At 67.0% G+C, this 24,431-nt stretch carries 13 protein-coding genes and 1 riboswitch; of the genes, 8 read left to right on the top strand and 5 right to left on the bottom strand.

Translation table 11 applies throughout. The annotated features are described in order from the left end of the window. Positions 1-5 precede the first annotated feature (5 nt). From BST40_RS09675 to BST40_RS09665, 3 genes are all read left to right on the top strand, one after another. Entirely contained in the window at positions 6-1,367 is a 1,362-nt protein-coding gene (locus BST40_RS09675) for a sugar porter family MFS transporter (protein WP_075546805.1), read from the top strand. After that, positions 1,364-2,503, top strand: coding sequence for an N-acetylglucosamine-6-phosphate deacetylase (gene nagA / locus BST40_RS09670; protein ID WP_083154095.1), 1,140 nt, complete (start codon positions 1,364-1,366; stop codon positions 2,501-2,503). Before BST40_RS09675 ends, nagA begins: the two co-directional genes overlap by 4 nt. Positions 2,504-2,768: 265 nt before the next feature. Further along, on the top strand, positions 2,769-3,971 hold the full coding sequence (locus BST40_RS09665) for a PPE family protein (RefSeq protein WP_083154093.1): 1,203 nt from the start codon (positions 2,769-2,771) through the stop codon (positions 3,969-3,971). Positions 3,972-3,979: 8 nt separating this feature from the next. On the opposite strand, the gene yhjD is transcribed toward BST40_RS09665, so the two are convergent. Both yhjD and trpS read right to left on the bottom strand, forming a co-directional pair. Then, complete coding sequence (gene yhjD / locus BST40_RS09660) at positions 3,980-5,008, bottom strand: inner membrane protein YhjD (RefSeq protein ID WP_075546802.1); 1,029 nt, start codon at positions 5,006-5,008, stop codon at positions 3,980-3,982. Continuing rightward, entirely contained in the window at positions 5,005-6,036 is a 1,032-nt protein-coding gene (gene trpS, locus BST40_RS09655; RefSeq protein WP_083154092.1) for a tryptophan--tRNA ligase, read from the bottom strand. Before trpS ends, yhjD begins: the two co-directional genes overlap by 4 nt. A gap of 85 nt (positions 6,037-6,121) precedes the next feature. Between trpS and BST40_RS09650 the strand changes: the two genes are divergently transcribed. Then, positions 6,122-6,964: an alpha/beta fold hydrolase gene (locus BST40_RS09650; protein ID WP_075546800.1), complete on the top strand. Its 843-nt coding sequence runs from the start codon at positions 6,122-6,124 to the stop codon at positions 6,962-6,964. On the opposite strand, the gene BST40_RS09645 is transcribed toward BST40_RS09650, so the two are convergent. Next, positions 6,912-8,183, bottom strand: coding sequence for an NADP-dependent isocitrate dehydrogenase (locus BST40_RS09645; RefSeq protein WP_083154090.1), 1,272 nt, complete (start codon positions 8,181-8,183; stop codon positions 6,912-6,914). The genes BST40_RS09650 and BST40_RS09645 overlap by 53 nt on opposite strands. 143 nt (positions 8,184-8,326) lie before the next feature. After that, a riboswitch (SAM riboswitch) is annotated at positions 8,327-8,446 on the top strand. Positions 8,447-8,486: 40 nt separating this feature from the next. Between BST40_RS09645 and BST40_RS09640 the strand changes: the two genes are divergently transcribed. From BST40_RS09640 to BST40_RS09630, 3 genes are read left to right on the top strand one after another with little or no spacing between them, the layout of a single operon-like run. Beyond that, positions 8,487-9,845 (top strand): bifunctional o-acetylhomoserine/o-acetylserine sulfhydrylase, encoded by a 1,359-nt coding sequence (locus BST40_RS09640; protein WP_075546798.1) that lies wholly within the window; start codon positions 8,487-8,489, stop codon positions 9,843-9,845. An 11-nt stretch (positions 9,846-9,856) separates the two neighbouring features. Then, the gene (metX, locus tag BST40_RS09635; RefSeq protein ID WP_075546797.1) at positions 9,857-11,008 is read left to right on the top strand and encodes a homoserine O-acetyltransferase MetX; all 1,152 of its coding nucleotides are present in this window, start codon (positions 9,857-9,859) and stop codon (positions 11,006-11,008) included. Beyond that, on the top strand, positions 11,005-11,736 hold the full coding sequence (locus BST40_RS09630; protein WP_083154102.1) for a class I SAM-dependent methyltransferase: 732 nt from the start codon (positions 11,005-11,007) through the stop codon (positions 11,734-11,736). Before metX ends, BST40_RS09630 begins: the two co-directional genes overlap by 4 nt. A gap of 519 nt (positions 11,737-12,255) precedes the next feature. On the opposite strand, the gene BST40_RS09625 is transcribed toward BST40_RS09630, so the two are convergent. Both BST40_RS09625 and BST40_RS09620 read right to left on the bottom strand, forming a co-directional pair. After that, a complete protein-coding gene (locus BST40_RS09625; RefSeq protein ID WP_083154089.1) occupies positions 12,256-21,975 on the bottom strand; it encodes a type I polyketide synthase in 9,720 nt (3,239 codons plus the stop codon). Between the two features lie 411 nt (positions 21,976-22,386). After that, positions 22,387-23,829, bottom strand: a complete 1,443-nt coding sequence (locus tag BST40_RS09620; protein WP_083154087.1) for an FAD-dependent oxidoreductase — start codon at positions 23,827-23,829, stop codon at positions 22,387-22,389. Between the two features lie 208 nt (positions 23,830-24,037). Between BST40_RS09620 and BST40_RS09615 the strand changes: the two genes are divergently transcribed. Continuing rightward, entirely contained in the window at positions 24,038-24,430 is a 393-nt protein-coding gene (locus BST40_RS09615) for a DUF732 domain-containing protein (protein ID WP_075546792.1), read from the top strand. The last annotated feature ends 1 nt before the right edge of the window (position 24,431 follow it).

The raw sequence follows: 24,431 nt of genomic DNA, 5'->3' as shown, positions 1-24,431 counted from the left end.
TGTCCGTGCAGCGGGGAATACAGGTCGGGCTCACCGCGGCCAGCGTCGGCCTCATCTACGGCTACGACTTGTCCAGTATCGCCGGCGCGCTGCTGTTCGTCACCGAGGAGTTCAGTCTCACCACCCGCCAGCAGGAGCTGCTGACCACGACGGTGGTGATCGGCCAGATCATCGGGGCGCTCGGGGCCGGCGTGCTGGCCAACGCTATCGGGCGCAGTAAGTCGACGGTGCTGCTCACTGCCGGCTTCGCGGTGTTCGCGCTGCTCGGCGCGTCGGCCGTGTCGTTTCCGATGCTGCTGATCGCCCGCCTGCTGCTGGGAGTGACGATCGGCGTGGCGGTGGTGGTGGTTCCGGTGTACGTGGCCGAATCCGCGCCGGCGGCGGTGCGCGGGTCGTTGCTGACCGCCTATCAGGTGGCCATTCTCAGCGGCATCATCCTGGGCTACCTGGTGGCTTACCTGCTGGCCGGCGCGCATGGCTGGCGGTGGATCCTGGGGCTCGCGGCGGTGCCCGCCACGCTGCTGCTGCCGTTCTTGGCGCGGCTGCCCGACACCGCCCGGTGGTATCTGCTCAAGGGCCGAGCCGACGAGGCACGAACGGCGCTGCTGCGCATCGAATCCGAGGCCACCGTCGATACCCAGCTGGCCGACATGGCCGCCGCACTCGGCGAAGGCAGCGGACGGATTTCCGAGATGCTGCGACCGCCGTATCGGCGCGCCACCTTGTTCGTGGTCAGCCTCGGCTTTCTGGTCCAGATCACCGGGATCAACGCGATCATCTATTACAGCCCACGGATCTTTGCGGCCATGGGTTTCACGGGTGATTTCGCGTTGTTGGGACTGCCGGCGCTGGTGCAGCTGGCCGGATTGTCGGCGGTCTTCGTCTCGCTGTTTTCCGTCGACCGGTGGGGACGGCGCCCGATCCTGCTGTCAGGCATCGCGATGATGATCGCCGCGGACGGCGTACTGGTCGTGACCTTCGCCCACAGCGCCGGCAGCGGACTGATCGGCGGATTCGGCGGGGTGCTGCTGTTCATCGTCGGCTTCAACTTCGGGTTCGGCTCGCTGGTCTGGGTGTACGCCGGCGAAAGCTTCCCCGCCCGGCTGCGGTCGATGGGGTCGAGCGCGATGCTCACCTCGACGCTGACGGGCAACGCGATCGTTGCCGCCCTATTTCTCACCATGCTGCATTGGCTCGGCGGCGCAGCCGTTTTCGCGCTCTTCGGGGCGCTGACCGTGATCGCCTTCGTAGTGGTGCTCGGATATGCGCCGGAGACCAAGGGCCGCGAACTCGAGGAGATCCAGCGTTACTGGGAGAACGGCGGCCACTGGCCTACCGAACCTTCCCAGGCCCCGGGGCCTCAGTGACCCTGGTCTGTGCCGGCACCGCGGTCATCGACGGCCGAGTGTGCCGGCCGGGCTGGGTGCACACCGCGGGCCGCACGATTTCGAGCTGCGGTGCCGGCCGGCCAGCGCAGCCGGCCGATGTCGATTTCCCCGACGCCGTTGTGGTGCCCGGTTTCGTCGACATGCACGTGCACGGCGGCGGCGGCGCGTCCTGCACCGACGGGCACATCGCCCGGGCGGCCGGCTTTCACCTGCGGCATGGCACCACGACCATGCTGGCCAGCCTGGTCACCGCCGGGCCGGCGGAGCTGCTCGACGCGGTGGCTCGGGCCGCCGACGCGACCCGGTCGGGCGCTGTCGCCGGTATCCATCTGGAAGGGCCGTGGTTGAGCCCGGCGCGCTGCGGCGCACATGACCCCACGCAGATGCGTGCCCCGGATCCGGCCGAGATCGACACGGTGCTGGCCGCCGCGGACGGCGCCATTCGGATGGTCACGCTGGCCCCCGAACTGCCCGGTGCGGACCAGGCGATCCGCCGTTTTCTGGACGCGAATATTGTTGTGGCAGTGGGCCATTCGAATGCGACGTACGAACAGGCCAGACATGCCGTGGGGCTCGGTGCGACGGTGGCGACCCACCTGTTCAACGCGATGCCACCGCTGGACCATCGCGCGCCCGGGCCGGCGCTGGCCCTGCTGGAGGATCCTCGGGTGACGGTCGAACTGATCGCCGACGGCGTCCACGTCCACCCCGCGGTGGTGCGAGCGGCGATCGCGGCCGTCGGCCCCGGCCGGGTGGCGCTGATCACCGACGCGATGGCCGCGGCCGGATGCGGCGACGGGGCATATCGGCTGGGCGCGGTGCCGATCGACGTCGAGGCCGGCATAGCGCGGGTGCGCGCGACGTCCACCATCGCCGGCAGCACGGCCACCATGGATCAGTTGTTTCGCAGCGTGGCCGGACCCGATCCCGACGACGACACGCTGGCCGCCGCGGTGCAGATGACCTCGGTTACTCCGGCCCGCGCGCTCGGGCTGGCGGACATCGGCGGTCTGCGGGCCGGCTGTGCCGCCGATCTCGTTGTGCTGGACCGCGACCTGCGGGTGGTAGCGGTGATGCGCAATGGGACGTGGCAGACGCAGCCCGCGGAAACGTGAGAGCCCTCGCCGCGACCTGCGCAACCGTAGCGCTTCTCAACAATTGACAAGAGTTGTACCGGGTGAGTTTGATATTCCCGAACTCGTGAGCCAGACCCCGGTGCAGTGGTCGACCACGGCCTTGCCGTGCAGGTAGGCCGAATGCAAATAGATCGCCAGCTAAAGGAGTGCCGGTAGTGATGCTGCGCGTAATGCCTCACCGGTCCGGGGTCGGTGATGCCGCGGCCGGGGCCCGACCGATCTCGGGCGCATCAGGCGGATCGGTATGACGGCGCCGGTCTGGATTGCCTCCCCGCCGGAGGTGCATTCGGCGCTGCTGAGTTCGGGCCCGGGATCCGCTCCGCTGCTGGCGGCCGCTGCGGGGTGGACCTCGCTGAGCACCGAATATGCCTCTGTAGCAGAAGAACTCACCGCAGCACTGGCCGCAGTTCAGGCCGCGGCGTGGCAAGGCCCGAGCGCCGAGCGCTATGTGGCCGCGCATCTGCCTTATCTGGCCTGGTTGACCCAGGCCAGTGCCGACAGCGCGACGCTGGCCACCCAACACGAGACCGCGGCGACGGCCTATGCCGGGGCACTGGCGGCGATGCCGACGCTGGCGGAATTGGCCGCCAACCACCTCACCCACGGAGTGCTGGTGGCGACAAATTTCTTTGGGATCAACACCATCCCGATCGCACTCAATGAAGCCGACTATGTGCGGATGTGGATCCAGGCGGCCACCACGATGAGCGTCTACGAGACCGCTGCGGGTGCGGCGGTGGCGGCGGCGCCCCGGACCGCGACTGCGCCGGTACTGCTCGGCGCCGGAGCCGGCGCGGCCACTGCCCTGCCCGCCGCTGCCGCGGTGGGAGAACTTCCGATCATCATCGTGATCTTGCTCAATATCATCCTGATATTGCTCGAGATCCTGTTTGCCGTGGTCGCATACACGATCGTGATCGCACTGATCACGCCGCTGCTGATCCTCACCTACGCGATCGTCTTCGCGATCCTGGGCCTCATCTTCGGCCCGCCGTTGCTGGTGATCGCAACGCCGTTCGTGCTGACCGGCGCGTTGATCGCGGTGCCGACGTCGTTGTCGACCGCGTTGCCGATCGGCATCGGCGTGGGCAGCCAGCTGGCTGTGGACACCGAGCCGGTCGATGACGACCTGAAGACGGCGGACCCCGTGCTGGTTGCCGCGGTGGGCGGTGGATCTGCTCCGGTGAGGCTGCCGGCAGATGGTGCGACGGCGCCGGCGGTCAGGCCCGTCTCGGCGGTGGCGCCGACGCCCGCGGCCACGCCGGCGTCGGTGCTGCCTTCCGACCGGGGTACCGGGACGTGGGGATTTGCCGGCACCGTCGGTGAGGCGACCGTCGCACAGCCATCGGGGTTGGCAGTGCTGCATGGCGAGGGACTCGTCGCCGGTCCGCGGGTGCCGATGCTGCCGAGCGGCTGGGGTGCCGATCTGCTCGCCGCGGTGAGTTAACGGCGCTACTACCGTCCCCGGCGCAATAGTCGTGAAAACGTCAGCGCCCCAACGGCTCCGGCAGCTATCGCGGCCACGGTCTGCCGTGCCGACAGGCCCTCGTCAACCTGTATCCGCGGCCGGATGATCGCGGGGCTCGGCGGATCGACATGCCTGGCACGCGGGTCGTCACCGGTTTCGGTGGCGGCCCAGGCGGTGGCGAACAGCACCAGGTAGGCGGTGACGTAGGCGAACACCATCAAACCCAGCACCGGCCCGAATGTCGCGCCCGCCGGGCTGCGCAGCACCATCCGCAGATAGATCGACCCCACCTGCTTGAACATCTCGAACCCGACCGCCGCCATCAAACCGGCCCGCATCGAGGTGACGAAGCGTCCCGACTGCCGCGGCAGCCGCGCGATCATCCAGGTGAACAACAGCCACGACACCACCACCGACAGCACGACAGAGATCGCCCTGAAGATCCAATCCAGCACCGAAAACTCCGGGATTCCAAGCCATTTCAAAGCCGTCGCCATCGGCCGCAGGTAACTGAACGCGGTGAGCGCAATGGTCGCCATGGTCACCACGAACGTCCCGACCATCGCCGCCAGGTCGGAGAGCTTGTTACGCAGGTAGTTCCCCGACTCGACGGGATGTGCCCACATCTCGCTCAGCGCCAGCCGCAGATGTGACATCCACCCCAGCCCGGCCCACGCCGCGGTGGCCAGGCCGATGACGCCGACCGACGCCCGCGCCTCGATCGCCGAGTTCATCAGGTCGATCAGCTGCTGACCGAAGGCCCCCGGAACCAGGGCCCGGATCCGGTCGTAGGTCATGTTCAGCAGTTTGTCGTTGCGCGACAGGGTGAACCCGACGACGGCGAAACCGACCATCAGCAACGGGAACAACGCGAAGATCGTGTAATACGTCAGGCCGGCCGCGTAGAAGCCGCCGCGGCGTTCGCTGAACCGCGTGTAGGCGCGCATCGCATGGTCGAACCACCCGTACCGGGCCCGCAGCCGATCAAGGATTCCAGGCTCGGCCGGCTCGCTCATCGCAGGTGATTACCCCGTTGCGGTAGGAAGCCCAGTCTTTCATAGACCCGTCGCACGGTTTTGCTGGCGACGTCGTGAGCGCGCTCGGCCCCGGCCCGCAGCACGGACTCGAGCTCGGCCACGTCGGCGGTCAACTCGTCGACCCGGGCCTTGATCGGGCTGACGTAGGCGACGACGGCCTCGGCGGTGTCCTTCTTCAGGTCGCCGTAGCCGCGTCCTGCGTAGCCGTCGACGAGGGTGTCGATGCCGGCTCCGGTGACCGCCGACTGGATGCTGAGCAGATTCGACACACCAGGTTTGGCGTCCGGGTCGTAGCGAACCTCGCGTTCGCTGTCGGTCACCGCCGAGCGAATCTTCTTGGCGGACAACGCCGGATCGTCGAGCAGGCTGATCAGCCCGGCGTCGGTGCTGGCCGACTTGCTCATCTTCGAAGTCGGGTCCTGCAGGTCGTAGATCTTGGCGGTGATCTTGGGAATGAGCACGTCGGGAACCACGAAGGTGTCCGGGAAGCGGCTGTTGAACCGCTGCGCGACATCGCGCGCCAGCTCCAGGTGCTGGCGCTGGTCCTCCCCCACCGGGACCAGGTCGCTGTCGTAGGCCAGCACGTCGGCGGCCTGCAAGACCGGGTAGGTGAACAGGCCGACGGTGGTGGACTCGGCGCCCTGGCGACTCGACTTGTCTTTGAACTGAGTCATCCGCGAGGCCTGACCGAAACCGGTGAAACACCCCAGCACCCAGGCCAACTGGCTATGGGCGGGGACGTGACTCTGCACGAAGATGGTGGCGCGCGCCGGGTCGATGCCCAGCGCCAGGTATTGCGCGGCGGTGATCAGGGTCCGGCGGCGCAGCGCTGCCGGATCCTGCGGCAGGGTGATCGCGTGCAGGTCGACCACGCAGAAGAACGCGTCATGGTCGTCCTGCAGCGCCACCCACTGGGTGACCGCGCCCAGGGCGTTGCCGAGGTGAAGCGAATCGGAGGTTGGCTGCACGCCGGAGAAAATCCGGCGGGATCCGGTGGGGGTGCTCATGATGCCCCTGATCTTGTCACGCGGGCATCGGGGTGATTCGCAGACGCTTGCGGTACCGGCGGTACCACCTTGTAATGTCGAAAATATGACGACCCGTACACCGATCCACCTGGGTGCCGGCGAGCCGGTCCTGCTGCTGCACCCGTTTCTGCTGTCTCAGGCGGTATGGGAGAAAGTGGCCCGCCAGCTGGCCGACACCGGCCGCTACGAGGTGTTCGCTCCGACCATGGCCAGCCACAACGGCGGACCCCGTGCCGGCACCTGGTTCCTGTCCTCGGCGGTGCTGGCCGATCACGTCGAGCGCCAGATGGACGAACTGGGCTGGGACACCGCCCACATCGTCGGCAACTCGCTGGGCGGCTGGGTGGCCTTCGAGCTGGAGCGGCGCGGGCGGGCACGCAGCGTCACCGGCATCGCCCCCGCGGGAGGCTGGCACCGCTGGAGCCCGGCCAAGTTCGAGGTGATCGCCAAGTTCATCCTGGGTATCCCGCTACTGGTGTCCGCCTGGATGTTCCGGCAGCGGGTGCTGCGGTTGCCGTTCAGCCGCCGGCTGGCCACCTATGCGATCAGCGCCTCACCGGACGGGGTCACCGACGCCGAACTGCACGGCATCATCGACGACGTGGCCCACTGCCCGGCCTACTTCCAGCTGCTGGTCAAGGCGCTGCTGATGCACGGCTTGCGGGAATTGGCCGAGAACGCCGTCCCGGCGCATCTGGTGATCTGCGGTAAGGACCGGATCATCCCCTCGCCCCGCTACACCCGGCACTTCACCACCCACCTGCCCGACGACCACCGCGTCACGGTGATCAAGAACGTGGGCCACGTTCCGATGTACGAGGCGCCGGAACGCATCACCGAGGTGATCAGCAGCTTCATCGAAGAGTGCTGCCCGCACATCCGGGCCGTCGACCCGTCGGCGAGCTGAGCTTCGTCTCCAGGTTCTCGGCGATCGCGTCGAGAAACTCCTCGCTGTTGAGCCAGTCCTGCTCCGGGCCGATCAGGATGGCCAGATCCTTGGTCATCTTGCCGCTCTCCACCGTCTTGATGACCACGTCTTCGAGCGTCTGGGCGAATTCGACGACCGCGGGGGTGTGGTCCAGCTTGCCGCGATGCGCCAGCCCGCGGGTCCAAGCGAAGATCGAGGCGATCGGATTGGTCGAGGTGGGCTGTCCGGCCTGGTACTGCCGGAAGTGGCGGGTGACGGTGCCGTGGGCGGCCTCGGCCTCGACCGTCTTGCCGTCAGCCGTCATCAGCACCGAGGTCATCAGTCCCAGAGAGCCGTAGCCCTGGGCGACCGTATCTGACTGGACGTCGCCGTCGTAGTTCTTGCACGCCCAGACGTAGCCGCCTTCCCACTTCAGGCACGCGGCAACCATGTCGTCGATCAGCCGGTGCTCGTAGGTCAGGCCTTCTGCTTCGAACTTGTCCCTGAATTCGGTTTCGTAGATTCGCTGGAACTCGTCTTTGAACATGCCGTCGTAGGCCTTGAGAATGGTGTTCTTGGTCGACAGATAGACCGGCCATTTGGCGTTCAGGCCGTAGGCGAACGACGCGCGGGCGAAATCCTGGATGGATTTGCGGAAGTTGTACATTCCCATCACGACGCCGCCGTCTTCGGGAATGGACACGAGTTCATGGATGATCGGCTGACCACCGTCCGCCGGAGTGAACGTCAGGGTGACGGTCCCGGGCTTTTCCACCTTGAAATTCGTCGCGCGATATTGATCGCCAAAAGCGTGCCGGCCGATGACAATTGGTTTGGTCCACCCCGGAACCAGCCGCGGCACATTCGAGATCACAATCGGCTCGCGGAAGATGGTGCCGCCCAAGATGTTTCGTATCGTCCCGTTGGGTGACAGCCACATCTTCTTGAGGTTGAATTCCTGGACGCGCGCTTCGTCGGGGGTGATGGTCGCGCATTTGACTCCGACACCGTGGCGCTTGATGGCATAGGCCGCGTCGATAGTCACCTGGTCGTTCGTTTGGTCACGGTGCTCGACGCCCAGGTCGTAATACTCCAGGTTGATGTCGAGATGCGGCAGGATCAGCTTGTCCTTGATCAGCTTCCAGATGACGCGGGTCATCTCGTCACCGTCGAGCTCTACCAACGGGCCTTTGACCTTGATCTTGGCGTCACTGGACATGGGGCCCGAATCCTCCAGCCTGGTGAGCTTTGGGTGAGCGGTCGCTCTTGTGGCCAGGTTACTAGCCGGGTTCACCCGCCCTACCGGCTCGCCGTTGGGCCGGAGTTGGCATGAAGCAGCCGCCGTACGGTAGGCTTCGAATCGGTCATGAGCGCCAGCGTCAAGCCCCGGCTTGCTGGCCGGCAACCCTCCAACCGCGGTGGGGTGCCCCGGGTGATGACCCGGTTGAGTAGCCACAATCGGCTACACGGCAAGCGCGGGTCCGCCATGACGGGCCCCCTGAGCTGACAGGGAGTTACGCCTATGAGCGCCGAAAACACCAGCACCGACGGCGATCCGGCCGCGCACTGGTCGTTCGAAACCAAGCAGATCCACGCCGGCCAGCAGCCCGACTCCGCCACCAATGCCCGGGCGCTGCCGATCTACCAGACCACCTCGTACACCTTCGAAAACACCGCGCACGCTGCGGCGTTGTTCGGGCTCGAAGTACCCGGCAACATCTACACGCGGATCGGCAACCCGACCACCGATGTGGTCGAGCAGCGCATCGCGGCCCTCGAGGGCGGGGTGGCCGCGTTGTTCCTGTCCTCCGGTCAGGCCGCGGAGACATTCGCCATCCTGAACCTGGCCGGCGCGGGTGATCACATCGTGTCCAGCCCGCGGCTGTACGGCGGAACCTATAACCTGTTCCACTATTCGCTGGCAAAGCTGGGCATCGAGGTCAGCTTCGTCGAGGATCCCGACGATCTGGACTCCTGGCAGGCAGCCGTCCGGCCAAACACCAAGGCCTTTTTCGCCGAGACCATCTCCAACCCGCAGATCGACATCCTGGACACCCCGGGGGTCGCCGAGGTCTCGCACCGCAACGGCGTACCGCTGATCGTCGACAACACCATCGCCACGCCCTACCTGATCCAGCCGTTTACCCAGGGCGCCGACATCGTGGTGCACTCGGCCACCAAGTACCTGGGCGGACACGGGGCCGCGATCGCGGGGGTGATCGTCGACGGTGGAACGTTCGACTGGACGCAGGGCCGCTTCCCCGGATTCACCACCCCCGACCCCAGTTACCACGGCGTGGTGTTCGCCGAATTGGGACCACCGGCGTTCGCCCTCAAGGCCAGGGTGCAGCTGCTGCGCGATCTGGGCTCGGCGGCCTCACCGTTCAACGCGTTCCTGGTGGCGCAGGGCCTGGAGACGCTGAGTCTGCGGATCGAGCGGCACGTCTCGAACGCCCAACGCGTGGCCGAGTTCCTGGACGCCCGCGACGACGTGCTGACGGTCAACTACGCGGGCCTGCCCGGTTCGCCGTGGCATGAGCGGGCAAAGAAGCTGGCGCCCAAGGGAACCGGTGCAGTCCTGTCCTTCGAGCTGGCCGGCGGCGTCGAGGCCGGCAAGGCGTTCGTCAACGCGCTGAAACTGCACAGCCACGTCGCCAACATCGGTGACGTGCGCTCGCTGGTGATCCATCCGGCATCCACCACCCACGCCCAGCTGAGCCCGGCCGAGCAGCGGGCCACCGGCGTCAGCCCTGGGTTGGTGCGGTTAGCCGTCGGGATCGAGGGTATCGACGACATCCTGGCCGATCTCGAACTCGGCTTTGCCGCGGCCCGAAGATTCAGCGAGTTCAGCGGCGAGTCGCAGGCCGTGGCAGCCTTCTGAGGGGCGCTGACGTGACGATCTCCGAGGTGCCCACCCAGACGCTGCCCGCCGAAGGTGAGATCGGTTTGGTCGACATCGGCTCGCTGCGCCTGGAAAGTGGTGCGGTGATCGACGACGTCTGCATCGCCGTACAGCGCTGGGGCACGTTGTCACCCACCCGCGACAACGTGGTGGTGGTGCTGCACGCACTCACCGGTGATTCGCACATCACCGGGCCCGCCGGGCCGGGACACCCCACCCCCGGCTGGTGGGATGGGGTCGCCGGGCCGGGCGCGCCGATCGACACCGACCGCTGGTGCGCGGTAGCCACCAATGTGCTGGGCGGTTGCCGCGGCTCCACCGGGCCCAGTTCCCTTGCGCGCGACGGAAAGCCTTGGGGCTCAAGATTTCCGACGATCACGGTACGCGATCAGGTGCAGGCCGATATGGCCGCACTGGCCGCGTTGGGCATCACCCAGGTAGCCGCCGTGGTCGGCGGGTCGATGGGCGGGGCCCGCGCGTTGGAATGGACTGTCGGCCACCCCGACCGGGTACGCTCGGCGCTGCTGTTGGCGGTCGGTGCACGCGCCACCGCGGACCAGATCGGCACGCAGACAACCCAGATCGAGGCCATCAAGGCCGACCCGAATTGGCAGGGCGGCGACTACCACGACACGGACCGCAAGCCCGAGGCGGGGCTGAAGATCGCCCGGCGCGTTGCGCACCTGACCTACCGCGGCGAGATCGAGCTCGACAATCGGTTCGCCAACCGCGGTCAGGACGGCGAAGATCCCACCGACGGCGGCCGCTACGCGGTGCAGAGCTACCTCGAACACCAGGGGGACAAGCTGCTGTCCCGATTCGACGCCGGCAGCTATGTGGTGTTGACCGAGACCCTCAACAGCCACGATGTCGGGCGCGGACGCGGCGGCGTCGCCGCGGCGCTGCGCGGCTGTCCGGTGCCCGTCGTCGTCGGTGGTATCACCTCCGACCGGCTCTATCCGCTGCGCTTGCAGCAGGAATTGGCCGAGTTGCTGCCCGGCTGCGCCGGGCTACAGGTTGTCGACTCGGTCTGCGGGCACGACGGATTCCTGATCGAAATGGAGGCTGTCGGCGAATTGATCCGTCAGACGTTGCTTTTGGCCGACCATCAACCCGACCATCGAGGCCTGCGCCCATGGTGACCCGGTCCAGCCAGGACCCGTCGCTGTCATTCGGTTCGGCGGCAGCTGCCTACGAGCGGGGACGCCCCTCTTATCCACCTGAAGCCATCGACTGGCTGCTGCCGGCCGGCGCCCGCGATGTTCTTGACCTGGGCGCCGGTACCGGCAAACTGACCACCCGGCTGGTCGAGCGCGGGCTCGACGTGGTGGCCGTCGACCCGATTCCCGAAATGCTGGAAGTGCTGCGGGCCTCACTGCCGGATACGTTGGCGCTGCTGGGCACGGCGGAAGAGATTCCATTGGCGGGCAACAGCGTCGACGCGGTGCTGGTGGCTCAGGCCTGGCATTGGGTGGATCCCGGGCGCGCCATCCCCGAGGTCGCACGGGTGCTGCGGCCCGGCGGGCGGCTAGGTTTGGTGTGGAACACCCGCGACGAGCGACTTGGCTGGGTCCGCGAGTTGGGCCAGATCATCGGGCGCGACGGCGACCCCACGCGTGACAAAGCGACGCTTGCCGAACCGTTCACCGACGTGGAACGTTTTCAGGTCGAATGGACGAATTACCTTACGCCACAGGCATTGATAGACCTAGTCGCCTCTCGCACCTACTGCATCACCTCACCGGCGAAGGTGCGCACCAAGACACTGGGCCAGGTCCGTCAATTGTTGGCCACCCACCCGGCGCTGGCGAATTCGGCCGGTTTGGCGCTGCCATACGTCACGGTGTGCGTACGGGCAACGCTGTCCTGAGGATCGGGTGGCGTTGCGGCGCTGGCGAATGGCAAGCAGCGGCCAAGCTCTGTTCCAGCGCCCCGAGGGCTTGTCGCTGGTGGCCGACGGCGCCGAGTGTGCGCTGGCGGCGCCGACTGTGCTCTGGCGGCGCCGAGTGTGCGCTGGCGGCGCCGACTGTGCTCTGGCGGCGCCGACTGTGCCGTCAGGGCGGGCCGCTCGCGGCGGTTCCCGCCCTACATACCCAGTCAAAGCCGTCACCGCACACTCGATGCGGCGGCATGACAGCCGACTCGGTGGGCACGTGAGACATCCCCCGAACGCCTGCTACCACAAGAGGTTTGAGCGACGGTGCGGTACCGCGGTGTGGAAACTAAAGCCATGCGCACGAAGACATCGTTGACCAGCCGCGTTCGTGGGGCACGATGAGTTTCCTAGTGAGACGGACACATCGTGCAGCAGGCTCAGCCTGCCGACCAGGTAAAGATCTGATGTCGGGCCCAGGACTACGTTGCGTGAGCTGACCAGTTCGGTACCGTCTTAGCAATCGATCTCGGCGTTCAGATCGAATTCGGCCAAGGTACGCGAAACCAGCTCCCGTAGCTCATCCGTGGTATTCGAGCGACCGACAATGTAGGCAGAGACTCCGATACGCATCTGCCCGCGACTTCGCCCGGAACTCAGCAGCATTCGTCCGCCCGTGCCCTCGAGTTCGTTTCTGGTGATATCGGGCTCGAGCTGTCTCATGTACGCCGAGTCGGCATCGGTGCCGTCAGGACGGTTCGCGGCCGGGGGCAGGTCACCGACATTGGAGCAGGTGACGGGAAGGCTGGGACCACCCGCGGCCATCCCGACCAGCCTTCTGGCCACCCACGCCGGTGTCATCGCGGCCAGCGGAAGCGGTGCCAGGAACTCGTTGTCGGAATCCTCCATCGCTTCCAGGACCGCTCGGGTGATCTTGGCGTGCATTCCCCCGAGGTCGGTCGCCGCGTGCTCCGGGTCGACCGCGACGTCAACAGCCGTCAGCGCATTGCCGCGGGTGTCACCTTCGGTCCGCAGCGACACCACAAGTCGTAGGGTGACCGTTCCGTCATCCTGAACCCGTCCAGCCCGCACCGCGAGTCTGCAAGCGACCCCGCCCACAAGCGAATTACTGCTCGCGCCAAGTCTTTTGGCGCAAGCATCCCATTCCGCCAGGTCGATGCATGCGGTCACGGCAGGCACCGCCACCGTCTGGTCGCCGCCGGCGGACTTCGGGGAAGGCGGTGCCGCTTTGATCGATGACCGGAACTCCTCGCGATCACGCCGAAGCCTTCGCGTCACACCACCCAGAGCGTGCATGACCTCGGGCAGTTCCTTTGCGGTTTGCCGGAGATCCGCACGCAACGCCCGCCTGAGGGTGCGCGATCCCGCAGGCAGATAACCCAGATCCAGCGTCCTGCCTTCGACCGCGTCGACTATCGCCTGGCCGAAAGCGATCGCGTCGACGACCGCGTGCGAAGCCACCAGACTGATCGCGGTCCCGCCGTCCTCGAGCGGCAGCACCCCGAGATGCCAGGCTGGGCCCCACTCCGGATCAATGGGTAGGCGCGCCCGCTCGTCGACCCATGCGCCCACGTCGGCGCGCCGTCGCAGGGTTGCGGCGAAGTCAATCTCCTCCGGCGGCGGAGCCAAAACCCAGTGATCGCGCGCGAACGGCACTGGTGACCGTTCGATCCTGCGCCCCAACAATCCGCGTCCGAGATTGCGGTGAAAACGCCGCAACCCGTCAACATCGACAGGACGGTCGTATATCCATGTCACCTGGAGCAGCGAGACGTGGCCCGCCCGCAGCCCGAGGAAAGCAGCTTGATCCAGGTAGGCGAGCCGATTGTCCACCGGCTCAGCGCCTTCGGTGGCGACCACAGCCGGCGCGGCCGCGGGCGCAGCGGTGACATTGAGCAGCTCGGCGAGGTGGGCCGCGAGCATTGTCGGGGTGGGGTGGTCGAATGTGACAGTGGCCGGCAAGGTGACTCCGGTTTGGGCCGACAGGGTGTTGCGCAGTTCCAGCGCACTGAGCGAGTCGATGCCGAGGTCCTTGAACGGCTGATCGAGATCCATCGCTGCCGGGTCCGGGTGGGCCAACACGGCTGCGGTGGCGGTGATGACCAGGTCGGCCAGGATGGCTTGTTGTCGATCGGGGGTCAGCCCGGCCAGCCGGGCACGCAGCCCACGTGAGTCGACCGCGGCGGCCTGCGGCCGAGTGGTGATCAGCGCGGACAGGATCGGAGGCAGGCTGTTTTCCCGGGCCAACGCCGCCAGCGCGCGGGTGCTCAGCGGGGCCGGGATCAGATTGGGGTGCTGCTGGGCAAGGGCGGCGTCGAAGAGGGCCAAACCCTGGTTGGTGGTGATCGCGACCGTCCCGCTGCGGGCGAGGCGGGTGAGATCACGCGACTCGAGGTTGCCGGTCATCCCGGAGGCGGGCTGCCAATAGCCCCACGCCAGACTGATAGCCGCCCGGTGGTTGTGCGCAAGAGCGTCCAGGACGGCGTTGGCGGCCGCGTAGTTAGCCTGTCCCGGGGCACCCAGGACACCGGCGGCCGAGGAGAACAACACGAACGCGGCCAGCTCGATGTTGGCGGTGAGTTGATGTAGATACCAGGCGCTATCGGCTTTGGCGGCAAGCACGTTGTCGAGCTGTTGTGCGGTGAGTTGGCTGGTCACCGCGTCATCAAGGATGCCGGCAGCGTGAATGACGGCGGTCAGCGGGTGCTCGGCGGGAATCGAGTCGATCAGGGCCGCCAGCTTGGTCGGGTTGGCACAGTCGCAGGCACTGATCGTGACATGCGCTCCCAGACTTTCCAGGCGCCGGGCCAGCTCGACCGCTTCGGGCGTGCTGGAGCCGCGCCGGGAGGTCAACAGCAGCCGGCGCACCCCGTAGCCGGTGATCAGGTGTTCAGCGAACAGTCCGCCGAGCATGCCGGTGCCGCCGGTGATCAGCACCGTGCCCTTCGGATCGAGCACTGCGGGCGGGGTGAGCACGATTTTGCCGGTGTGCCGGGCCTGGCTCATGTCGCGGAACGCCTGGGGGGCGCGCAACAGCCCGTAGCTCGTCACCGGCAGGGGCTGGATCACCGCGTACTCGATCAATTCGCGCACCCCGGCCCAGGCGTGTTGCAGCTGTTCGGGGGTGGCGGCGCTGAGGTCGTAGGCGTGGTAGCTCAGGTCCGGATGAGTGTGCGCGACGTCGGCGGCTGCCCGGATGTCGGTTTTGCCGATCTCGACGAAACACCCGCCCGGGACCACCAGCCGCAGCGACGCGTCCACAAATTCGTCACGAAGACTGTTCAGCACCACGTCCATCCCGCGCCCGCCACCGGCTGCGGCGAAGGTGTCACCGAAATCCAGGGTGCGCGAGGAAGCGATGTGATCCTCGGGTATGCCCAACCCGCGCAGGATGTGGTGCTTGGCGGGATGGGCGGTGGCGAACACCTCGGCGCCCACGTGTTGCGCCAGGCGGATGGCGGCCTGGCCGACCCCGCCGGCAGCCGAGTGGATGAGGACCCGCTGTCCTGCGGACAACTGCGCGATATCGATCAGAACGCTGTACGCGGTGATATACGCGGCCGGGACCGAAGCCGCTTGCGGGTAGGACCATCCCGGCGGGACGGCCACGACGCCGCGGTGATCGGTGGTGGCGGTGGGGGCGAACGCGTTGTTGGGGAACAGCCCCATCACCGCATCCCCGGGCGCGAAATCCGTGACGTCGTCTGCGGTGTCGATGACCACCCCGGCCGCTTCCGCGCCAAGGCCTTCATCGCTGATCGCCGCCAGGGCGACCACCACGTCATGGAAATTCAGGCCAGCGGCTCGGATCTGCACCCGAATCTGACCCGGGCCCAACGCCGTTGGCGCCGGGGTGGGAACCAGGGTCAGGTTCGCCAAATCCCCGCGACCGGTGGTGATCAGCTGCCAGTGCGGCGTCGGGGGCGGGGTCAACGCCCGCGCCGGGGTCAGCCGGGGCATGTGAGCGATACCGTCGCGCAATGCCAGTTGCGGCTCGCCACCCGTACCGGTGAAGGTAGCCAGCATCTGCCGCAGGATGTCGGTGCTGGTGGCGGCGTCGTCGATGTCGACCAACCGGATCCGGCCCGGATACTCGTTTTGCGCGCTGTGGATCAGCGCCCACACCGCGGCTTGCGCCAGGTCCGGCGCTCGATCGTAAGGGCTGGTTGTCACCGCGCGACACGTCAGAACCACCAGCACCGTGCCGGACGTGTCGGGGCGGGCCAACCACGCCTGCAACCCGGCCAGCACCCGTCGGGTCAGCACATGGATGCCCGATACGGCATCACCGTTATCGCCACGAAGGTCCGGAACGGCGACAGACCAGATGACCACCGGCGGGCATGGCTTCACGGCGTCCAACTCGGGGCGCACCGAGCCGCGGCGCAGGCCAGTCGGCAGCGCATCGAGATCTTCGGCAACAACCGTCCACTGCGGCAGCTCGGCCGCTGCCGCAGTACCGGCGGACAGGGGCGGCCAGGCCAGCTCCCACAAACCCTGAACGGACGGCGCGGCCGTCGTGGCTGGTGTGAGAGTCGCCGTGTCGGGCAGGACCCGCACCACAACCGTGTCGATGCTGATTACCGGCGCGCCGGCGGGATCGCTGGCCTGAAGGGTGAAGGTGTCGGTGCCGGTGCGGGTCAGCCACACCTGCAGCCGGGTGGCCGCGGTCGCATACAGCGTGACCCCGGTGAACACGAACGGCAGGCGCACCACCGCCTCAGCGTCCGTCTCGACGCCCAGGGCGGCGGCTATGGGCTGCAGCGCGGCATCCAGCAAAGCCGGATGGATCCCGTAACCGGTGACATCGGTTCCGGCAGGAAGGGCCACTTCAGCGTAGATGTGGTCGGGGTCGGCCGGATCGTGGCCGATCCCGCGTACCGAGCAAAATGGGGGTTCATAGTGCAGACCGCATGCGGCCAGCTCCCGATAGAAACCCTCAACATCGATGGTCGTCATCGGCAACGCCGCAGGGGGTTCACCGGCAGCGGTTTGCACGGTGCGCAGGATTCCGCTGGCGTGCAACACCCAACCCGGCTCGGCCCGATGGTCGGCGCCTACGCGGGAATGGACGTTGAACGAGCGTCGCCCACCCCCGTCGGGGTCCGCCACGCTGATCTGGATATCGGTCGGGGTGTGTTCGGCGAGCACGAGCGGGGTGTGCAACACCAACTCGTCAATGACCGGACACCCCACGTAATCCCCGACCCCCAGCACCACATCGACAAACCCGGTCCCGGGCAACACCACCACGTCACCCACGCGATGGGCGGCAAGCCAGCGCTGCGAACCGAGAGCCAACCGACCGGTTGCCACAACCTCGTCCCGATCAGCCAACGTGGTGATCGCACCGAGTAGCGGATGCTGCGGTTGATCAAGTCCGAGACCGGCGGCATCACCGCTCGGTTGGGGGGTCAGCCAATACCGATGGTGCTGGAAGGGATACGTCGGTAGCTCGACCGTGCGGGCGTGGGGATACACCACCGACCAGTCCGGGCTACGACCATGAACCTGCAGCCGGGCCAGCGTGGTAGTCAAGGCATCCAGATCGGCGCGCTCGCGATGCAGGGTGGGAATGACTGCCGAGCCAGGACGCCCGGCAGCGCCGGCCAGGGTGTCAGCGATCGCCGGGGCCAGCACCGGGTGCGGTGATACCTCCACAAACACCTGCTCGGCCGAGGCCAGCAGATGCCGGATGCTGTCGTAAAACCGGACCGGTTGACGCAAATTGGCATACCAGTAGTCGGCGGTCATGGTGGTGGTGTCCAGCGGCTGATCCGACATGACGCCGTCCACGGTGGAATACAGAGCGATCCGCCCCGGTTTCGGGGTCAGCCCAGCCAGCTCCTCGAGTAGGCGCTCGCGCAATGGTTCGACCTGACTGCAGTGTGAGGCGTAATCGACTGGGATGGAACGGATCTGGACGTTATCTGCCTCGCACGCCGCGACGAACCGCTGCATCGCGGCGGGACCACCGCTGATGATGGTCTGGGTGGGTCCGTTGACCGCAACAACGGCCAATGCGTCGCCGTAAGGCCGCAGCCGCGCAGCCACTTCGTCAGCGGCCAGCAACACCGATGCCATCGCACCGGCCCCGGCCAGATCCGCGAGGGCTGAGCTGCGCAGCGCCACGATTTTGGCGGCCTGCTCAAGGGTGAACACCCCGGCGACATGGGCGGCCGCGATCTCGCCTTGGGAGTGGCCGATCACCGCGTCCGGTTCGATCCCGTAGCTGATCAAAGTGCGGGCCAACGACACCATGACCGCAAACAACACCGGCTGGACCACATCGACCCGATCCAGGGAGGGGGCGCCGGGCTCGCCGCGAATCACCGCACGCACCGACCAGCCCGTCCGGGCAACCAGGGCCTGATCGCACTCGTCGAGCGCGGCGGAAAATGCGTGGTGCCGGCCGTATAGCTCGGCGGCCATACCGGGGTATTGGCCACCCTGTCCGGGGAACACCAACACGGTGTTTCCCGCCGACGTCGCGCGTTGGTGGTGTTGGATCAGTTGCGGATGCGGTTGATCAGCGGCTAACGCTTCGAGTGCCGCCAGCAGCTCAGCCCGCGGATCGGGGCTACCGACCGGCACCGTCACGACGGCCCGGTGTGGGTGGTGGGTGCGGGTGCCGGCCAGGCTGTAGGCCACGTCGCTGAGATCCAGGTCGGGACGGCGGATCAGGAATTGGTGTAACCGGTCGGCCTGCGCGCACAACGCCGCGCGGCTGCGCGCCGAAACCGTCCACAGTGGCAATACCGGCAGCCCGAGCGCACCATCGTGATCGGTTGGCTCAGTCGCGTCGGGCGGCGGGGTGGGGGCTTGTTGCAGGATGAGATGCGCGTTGGTGCCGCTGATCCCGAACGAGGACACCGCCGCGGTGCGGGGATGATCGCGCACCGGCCAGGGCACCGGTTCGGTGAGTAGCCGGACGGTGCCGGCGGACCAGTCGATGTGCGGGCTGGGGCGATCGACGTTGCGGGTCGGCGGCAGACTGTCGTGGTTGAGGGCAGCGATCATCTTGATCATGCCGGCGACACCGGCAGCGGCCTGGGTGTGGCCGATGTTGGATTTGATCGATCCCAACCACAGTGGGTGCTCCGGACCACGTGCGGCACCGTAGGTGGCGATCAGGGCGCCGGCCTCGATCGGATCGCCCAGCGTGGTGCCGGTGCCGTGGGCCTCGACGACGTCGACCTCGTCAAGCCCGATACCGGCGTTGGCGACGGCCTGGCTGATGACGCGCTGCTGAGCGGGCCCATTGGGGGCGGTCAACCCGTTAGAGGCCCCATCCTGGTTGATCGCCGATCCCGCGATGACCGCCAACACCGGGTGGTTGTTGCGATGCGCGTCGCTGAGCCGTTCCAGCACCAGCACCGCGGCCCCTTCGCCCCAGCCGGTGCCATCAGCAGCGGCCGCAAACGCTTTACAACGCCCATCGGCGGCCAGCCCGCGTTGCCGGGAGAACTCGGTGAACACTGCTGGAGTGGTCATCACCGTGACACCGCCGGCCAGGGCCAAACCGCATTCCCCGTTTCGCAGCGACTGAGCCGCCAGATGCGCGGCCACCAGTGACGACGAACATGCCGTGTCAACGGTGATAGCCGGGCCCTGCAAACCCAACGCATAAGCGACCCGCCCGGAGGCCACACTGGTGGACGTCCCGGTCATGGCGTATCCCTCGGCGCCATCAGAACCGCCCCCGCCGTATTGCTGTGACCAGGCTCCGACGAACACCCCGGTTTCGGAACCCACCAAGGCGGCCGGATCGATCCGGGTGGTTTCCAACGCTTCCCAGCACACCTCCAGCAGCAGCCGCTGCTGCGGATCCATGGTCAGGGCCTCCCTGGCCGAGATCCCAAAAAACTCGGCGTCAAACCCGCTCACGTCGGTCAGAAACGCCCCGGCGCGGGTATAGGTCTTACCCACCGCATCAGGGTCGGGATCGAACAAATCCGCCAGATCCCAGCCACGATCGGTCGGAAACTGCCCCACAGCCTCGGCGCCGCCGGCGACCAGATCCCACAGCGCCGCCGCCGAATCCACCCCACCGGGAAAACGACACGCCATCCCCACCACCGCTACCGGCTCATCCGTTCTTACCTGCGGCTGCACCGGCGGTGCCGCCGCAACCGTTCCGCTCAGCAGCTGGCCCAGATGGGTGGCCAACTCGGCCGGGGTGGGGTAGTCGAAGGCCAGGGTTGGTGGCAATGGCAGCCCGGTGACCGTCTTGAGGCGGTCAAGCAATTCGGTGGCTTTCACCGAGTCAAACCCCAGGTCCTGAAATGTGCACTCAGGGTCGATGTCGTCAGGGCCGGGATAGCCCAGCACGGTTGCCGCCTGCTCGCACACCATCCCGAACAGCAGGTCGTGTTGCTGCTGGCGCAGCGTGTGCAGGCGCTGTGTCAACGTCACGTCGGCCCCGGCACTCGCGGTGTCGGTAGCATCAGGCTTCACGCGCTTCTCCCGCTGGCTCCCGTCCAACCGGGTGAACTCATCGCGCAGATACCGTTGTAGGCAATCCCGCCGCCGGACCTTGCCACTTGTGGTGAGCGGAATCGAATGAGGCGGAACCAGAACGAGATCCGCCACACTCAGCCCCTGCGACTTCGATATCTTCGAGGTGATTTCCCGCCGGACGAGGCCCAGAGCGCGCATCGCCTCGTCGGAGTCGCCACGCGCCTTGAACTCGACGATGGTGACCAGCTTCTCGACGCCGTCGTCGTCCGGAACGGCGATGGCCACACAGCGGCCTCCGGTGATCTCCTGGATCGCCGCCTCGATGTCATCGGGAGAGTGGTTGCGGCCGTACACGATCAGTAGATCCTTGATACGGCCGATGATGAACAACTCGCCTTCGGAGACGACGCCCAGATCTCCGGTTCTCAGCCACGGCCCCTCGGGTGTTCCGGCCGACGGACCGACAATGGTTGCGCCGAAGGTCCGTTCCGTCTCCTGAGGTTTCTGCCAATAGCCGGTCGCGACGTTGTCACCGTGTGCCCAGATCTCCCCAACCGTTCCGTGCGGACACTCGATGCCGGTCTCGGGGTCGACGATGCGCACCGTGGGCGACCGCGGCATGCCGTAACTGACCAGCGGTGTGCCGTCTCCGCGTGGGCACCGTTTCGCGTGGCCGGCGGTCAGTTCCTCGGATTCGAAATGGCCGGTGAGCGGTGGTTGATCCGATTCGCGGGTCGCCACGAACACCGTGGCTTCCGCAAGCCCATACGAGGGCCGCAATACCTTGGGGTCGAGATTGTAGGAGGCGAATCGCTTGGCGAAGCGCCGCAGCGTCGCCGGTTGTACGCGTTCGGCACCACTGACAATGTTGCGCACGTCCCCGAGGTCGAGCCCGGCCATATCGTCATCTGAGGTTTTTGCCGCCGTCAATTCGAACGCGATGTTGGGCCCGCCGGTAAATACGGAACTATGGCTTGCCGTCAATTGCATCCACCGCGCCGGTCGTTGCAGGAACGACCCCGGGCTGGTGAGCACGCCATGAAATCCGCCCAGAATCGGGATCGCAATCCCCAGGACCAAACCCATGTCGTGAAAGAACGGCAGCCACGACACGACGGTGGTGTCCGGCGGAGCAGCGTCGCCGCGGTCCCGATACAGGCTGGACAGAATTTGCTCGACGTTGACGTGAATGTTCTTGTGCGAGATCTCAACTCCCGCCGGCGTACGGGTGGACCCGGAGGTGTACTGCAGATAGGCGATGTCTGGTGTGTTCGAGGCTTCGTCAGTGGGTCCGCCCGGGGAGTCCAAGTCCAGGAGGTCGACTTCGATCAGCGATGGGGTGCCGCGCTCACGGGCTTCGGATCCGATGCACTCGGCGATGTCGCCGGCGACAGACGATGTGGTCAGAATCGTCGACGGCGATGCGTCGCCCAGGACGGCACTAACCCGCTCATCGCTGGCGCCACCCAGCGGCATCGACAGCGGAACCGCGATCTGACCGGCCTGTAGTGCGCCCAGAAACGCCAGGACGTACTCCAGTCCTTGCGGCGCCAAGATCACCGCGCGGTCGCCGGTCGACCCGCGGGCAGTGAGCTCCCGCGCAACGCTGCGCGTGCGCCGATACAGCTGCGACCACGTCAGACTTTCCGCAACGCCCGCCCAATCCTGCTCGTAGTCGACAAACGTGAACGCTGTCTCGTCAGGCCGCAGGGTGGCACGCTCGCGCAGCATGGCGGGAATCGAGTTCTCACGCACAGCTAAACGATAGGGGACGAGCAGACAGGCCGTCTGGAGAACCTACGCAGCCCAGAACAAGCCACTTTCGGACGCAACCGATACCGTATCGTCGCCGAATGGGCCGCGTCCTGGATGGTGCGGGTGCTCGACGCCGGGATTGGCGCCGGCACGGCGTCCACGCGCTGCGGCCGGGCACGGTTTGGGCCGAGGTATCGCGCCGGCGCGGCGTTGGGTTCGAGGGCGCCGGCGTGCGGGCAGTTGGCGGCACCCGCTGCTGGTCACAGTGGCCACACCAGCATCACCGAGGTGGTCTTGATCCAACCGCAGCCGCTGCGTCTGCCGTACCGACGCCCCGACCCTCAATGGGCACTGCGTAAGCCGGGTTGGAGCTGAGATCACTACTGAAACCACCTATTTGGTGAACAGCGGTTAGAAGTTCAGACCGGAGTACATCAACCGGTTGGGGTCGTACCGTTGCCGGATCTCGGTGAGCCGCGACAGGTTTGGCCCAAAGTATCGCGACGGCGCGGTGTTGGGTTCCAGGTAGTTGACGTACGCTCCGACCGAAAACTGTTGCACCGCTTGATGTGCGGCGCTGAGCCAGTTGTTGGCGACGGCGGCTTGCCCGCTGTTGGGCGTCTCGACGTACCACTGCGCGACGGCGGATTGCCGGCGCCACGGAAATGCCGAGCCGGCCGGATCGATGTCGCCGACCGCGCCGCTGAGCGTGTCGACGATCACCGACGCCCGTCCCGAGGCCGGCGGCCACTTTCCCAGCGCTGCGACAATTGCTTGTGCCGCAGCCGAATTCACCGTGCCGATGACGTCGGATCCGGCCACGAAGCCGCGTGGTGAACTCGTCGAGCTGCCGCCGGCCAGATACATCACCAGGTCCATATGACTCAGCGTCTTGTGCTCGGTCCCGGTGGGCTGTACACCGACCGCGGATTTGATCGCATCGGCCACGCCGGGACCAGATCCCGCCGGGCAGGTCGCCAGCACGTGGCAGTTGGCCTGCGACCCGCCGACCGACATGTCGACCAGACCCCAGGTGTTGCGGTCGGCCGCCGCCAGCCAGGTCTGCCAGCCGGTCAGCACCCGGGCCGCCGACGACGGGGCGAAGTCGACGCGCACCACGTCGGAGTCGGCGGTCGGGAAGGTCGCAAACGTCATCGACGTCGTCACCCCGAAGTTGCCACCCCCGCCGCCCCGCAACGCCCAGAACAGGTCTGGGTGATCGTCGGCGGAAGCGGTGACCGTTTGCCCGCTGGGCAACACCACGGTCGCCGACTTGAGCGCATCACAGGTCAGGCCGGCGTGGCGGGAATCGGCGCCCATTCCACCGCCGAGGGTCAGGCCGCCCACGCCGACGGTCGGGCAGCTGCCGGTGGGAATCGCGCGGCCGGCGCCGGCCAGCGCCTGCTGCGCCGCGTACAGCTCGGTCGCGGCCGGCATCGTGACGTTTCCGGTGGCGCTGTCGAAATTCACGCCGCCGGTCAGGCCCCGCAGATCGATCACCATGGCGCCGGCCGCTGCCGACGCGCCGATGTAGGAATGCCCGCCGCCGCGCGGAGCGATCTTGAGCTTGTTGGCGGCCGCGAACGCGACGGCCTTCTCGACGTCGGCCTGCGAGGTGACCGTGACCACCGCGGCCGGATTCGAGCCGTTGTAGAGCGAGTTGAAAACCTGCTTGCCCGACGTGAACGAGCCCCCGCTACCGGGCAGCAGCACCCGGCCACCGATCGAGGAGGCCAGACCGCTCCAACCGCTGGACGGATCCGCAGCCGCCCGCACCTGCCCGAATACCGCCGACGTCGCCAACGCTCCCACCGCGCCGCGAAGGAACGCCTGCCGAGAAATCATGGGCCGCATTGTCAATCAGCGCGACGGCGAAACCGGCTGAGGTGCGACGTGTCGTGGCACAGTGTGACGCGATCGTGTCGTTGGGCGCGGGCTGACAGTCGACGACAAACCTTTACGCGGTCGTGTTCGAAACGTGACGGCCGTGCACCAAGGTTCCTAGGGAAGCCTGAGTGTGCCCGAACGGCCTGGTGCGCTCCGATACGAAATGGGAGCTGACATGAAAACATGGCGCCATCAGCCGCTCACGATTCGTTTATTGGCGGGATCCGCAGTCGCGCTCACCGCGGCCGCCGCACTGGCGGCACCGGCCGAAGCCGGCACGATCGACGACGCTTTCATCGGCGCGCTCAACGACGCCGGCGTCAACTACGGCGACCCGGCGAGTGCCGTGGATCTGGGCCACTCCGTGTGCTCGACACTGGCCCAACCGGGCGGGACGTTCAACTCGGCGGCAGCGACCGTCGTCGCCGCGGGCACCGGCATGCCCAAGTCGATGGCGCAAATCTTCACCAGCATCGCCATTTCGACGTATTGCCCGCAAGCGATGACGGACGTGGCAACCGGCAACCTGCCGGGCTTGCCGCAGATACCGGGGATTCCCGGGTTCTAGG

This window comes from Mycobacterium persicum, from assembly GCF_002086675.1.
Classification (GTDB): Bacteria; Actinomycetota; Actinomycetes; order Mycobacteriales; family Mycobacteriaceae; genus Mycobacterium; species Mycobacterium persicum.
The sequence above is the reverse complement of the archived record's forward strand: the minus strand, read 5'-3'. Positions and strand labels throughout refer to the sequence as shown.

Bases quoted from the DNA above. Each gene is read 5' to 3' on its own strand.
- yhjD (WP_075546802.1), bottom strand. From the start codon at position 5,008: ATGAGCGAGCCGGCCGAGCCTGGAATCCTTGATCGGCTGCGGGCCCGG.
- trpS (WP_083154092.1), bottom strand. From the start codon at position 6,036: ATGAGCACCCCCACCGGATCCCGCCGGATTTTCTCCGGCGTGCAGCCA.
- BST40_RS09615 (WP_075546792.1), top strand. From the start codon at position 24,038: ATGAAAACATGGCGCCATCAGCCGCTCACGATTCGTTTATTGGCGGGA.
- BST40_RS09620 (WP_083154087.1), bottom strand. From the start codon at position 23,829: ATGCGGCCCATGATTTCTCGGCAGGCGTTCCTTCGCGGCGCGGTGGGA.
- BST40_RS09665 (WP_083154093.1), top strand. From the start codon at position 2,769: ATGACGGCGCCGGTCTGGATTGCCTCCCCGCCGGAGGTGCATTCGGCG.
- BST40_RS09640 (WP_075546798.1), top strand. From the start codon at position 8,487: ATGAGCGCCGAAAACACCAGCACCGACGGCGATCCGGCCGCGCACTGG.
- BST40_RS09650 (WP_075546800.1), top strand. From the start codon at position 6,122: ATGACGACCCGTACACCGATCCACCTGGGTGCCGGCGAGCCGGTCCTG.
- BST40_RS09645 (WP_083154090.1), bottom strand. From the start codon at position 8,183: ATGTCCAGTGACGCCAAGATCAAGGTCAAAGGCCCGTTGGTAGAGCTC.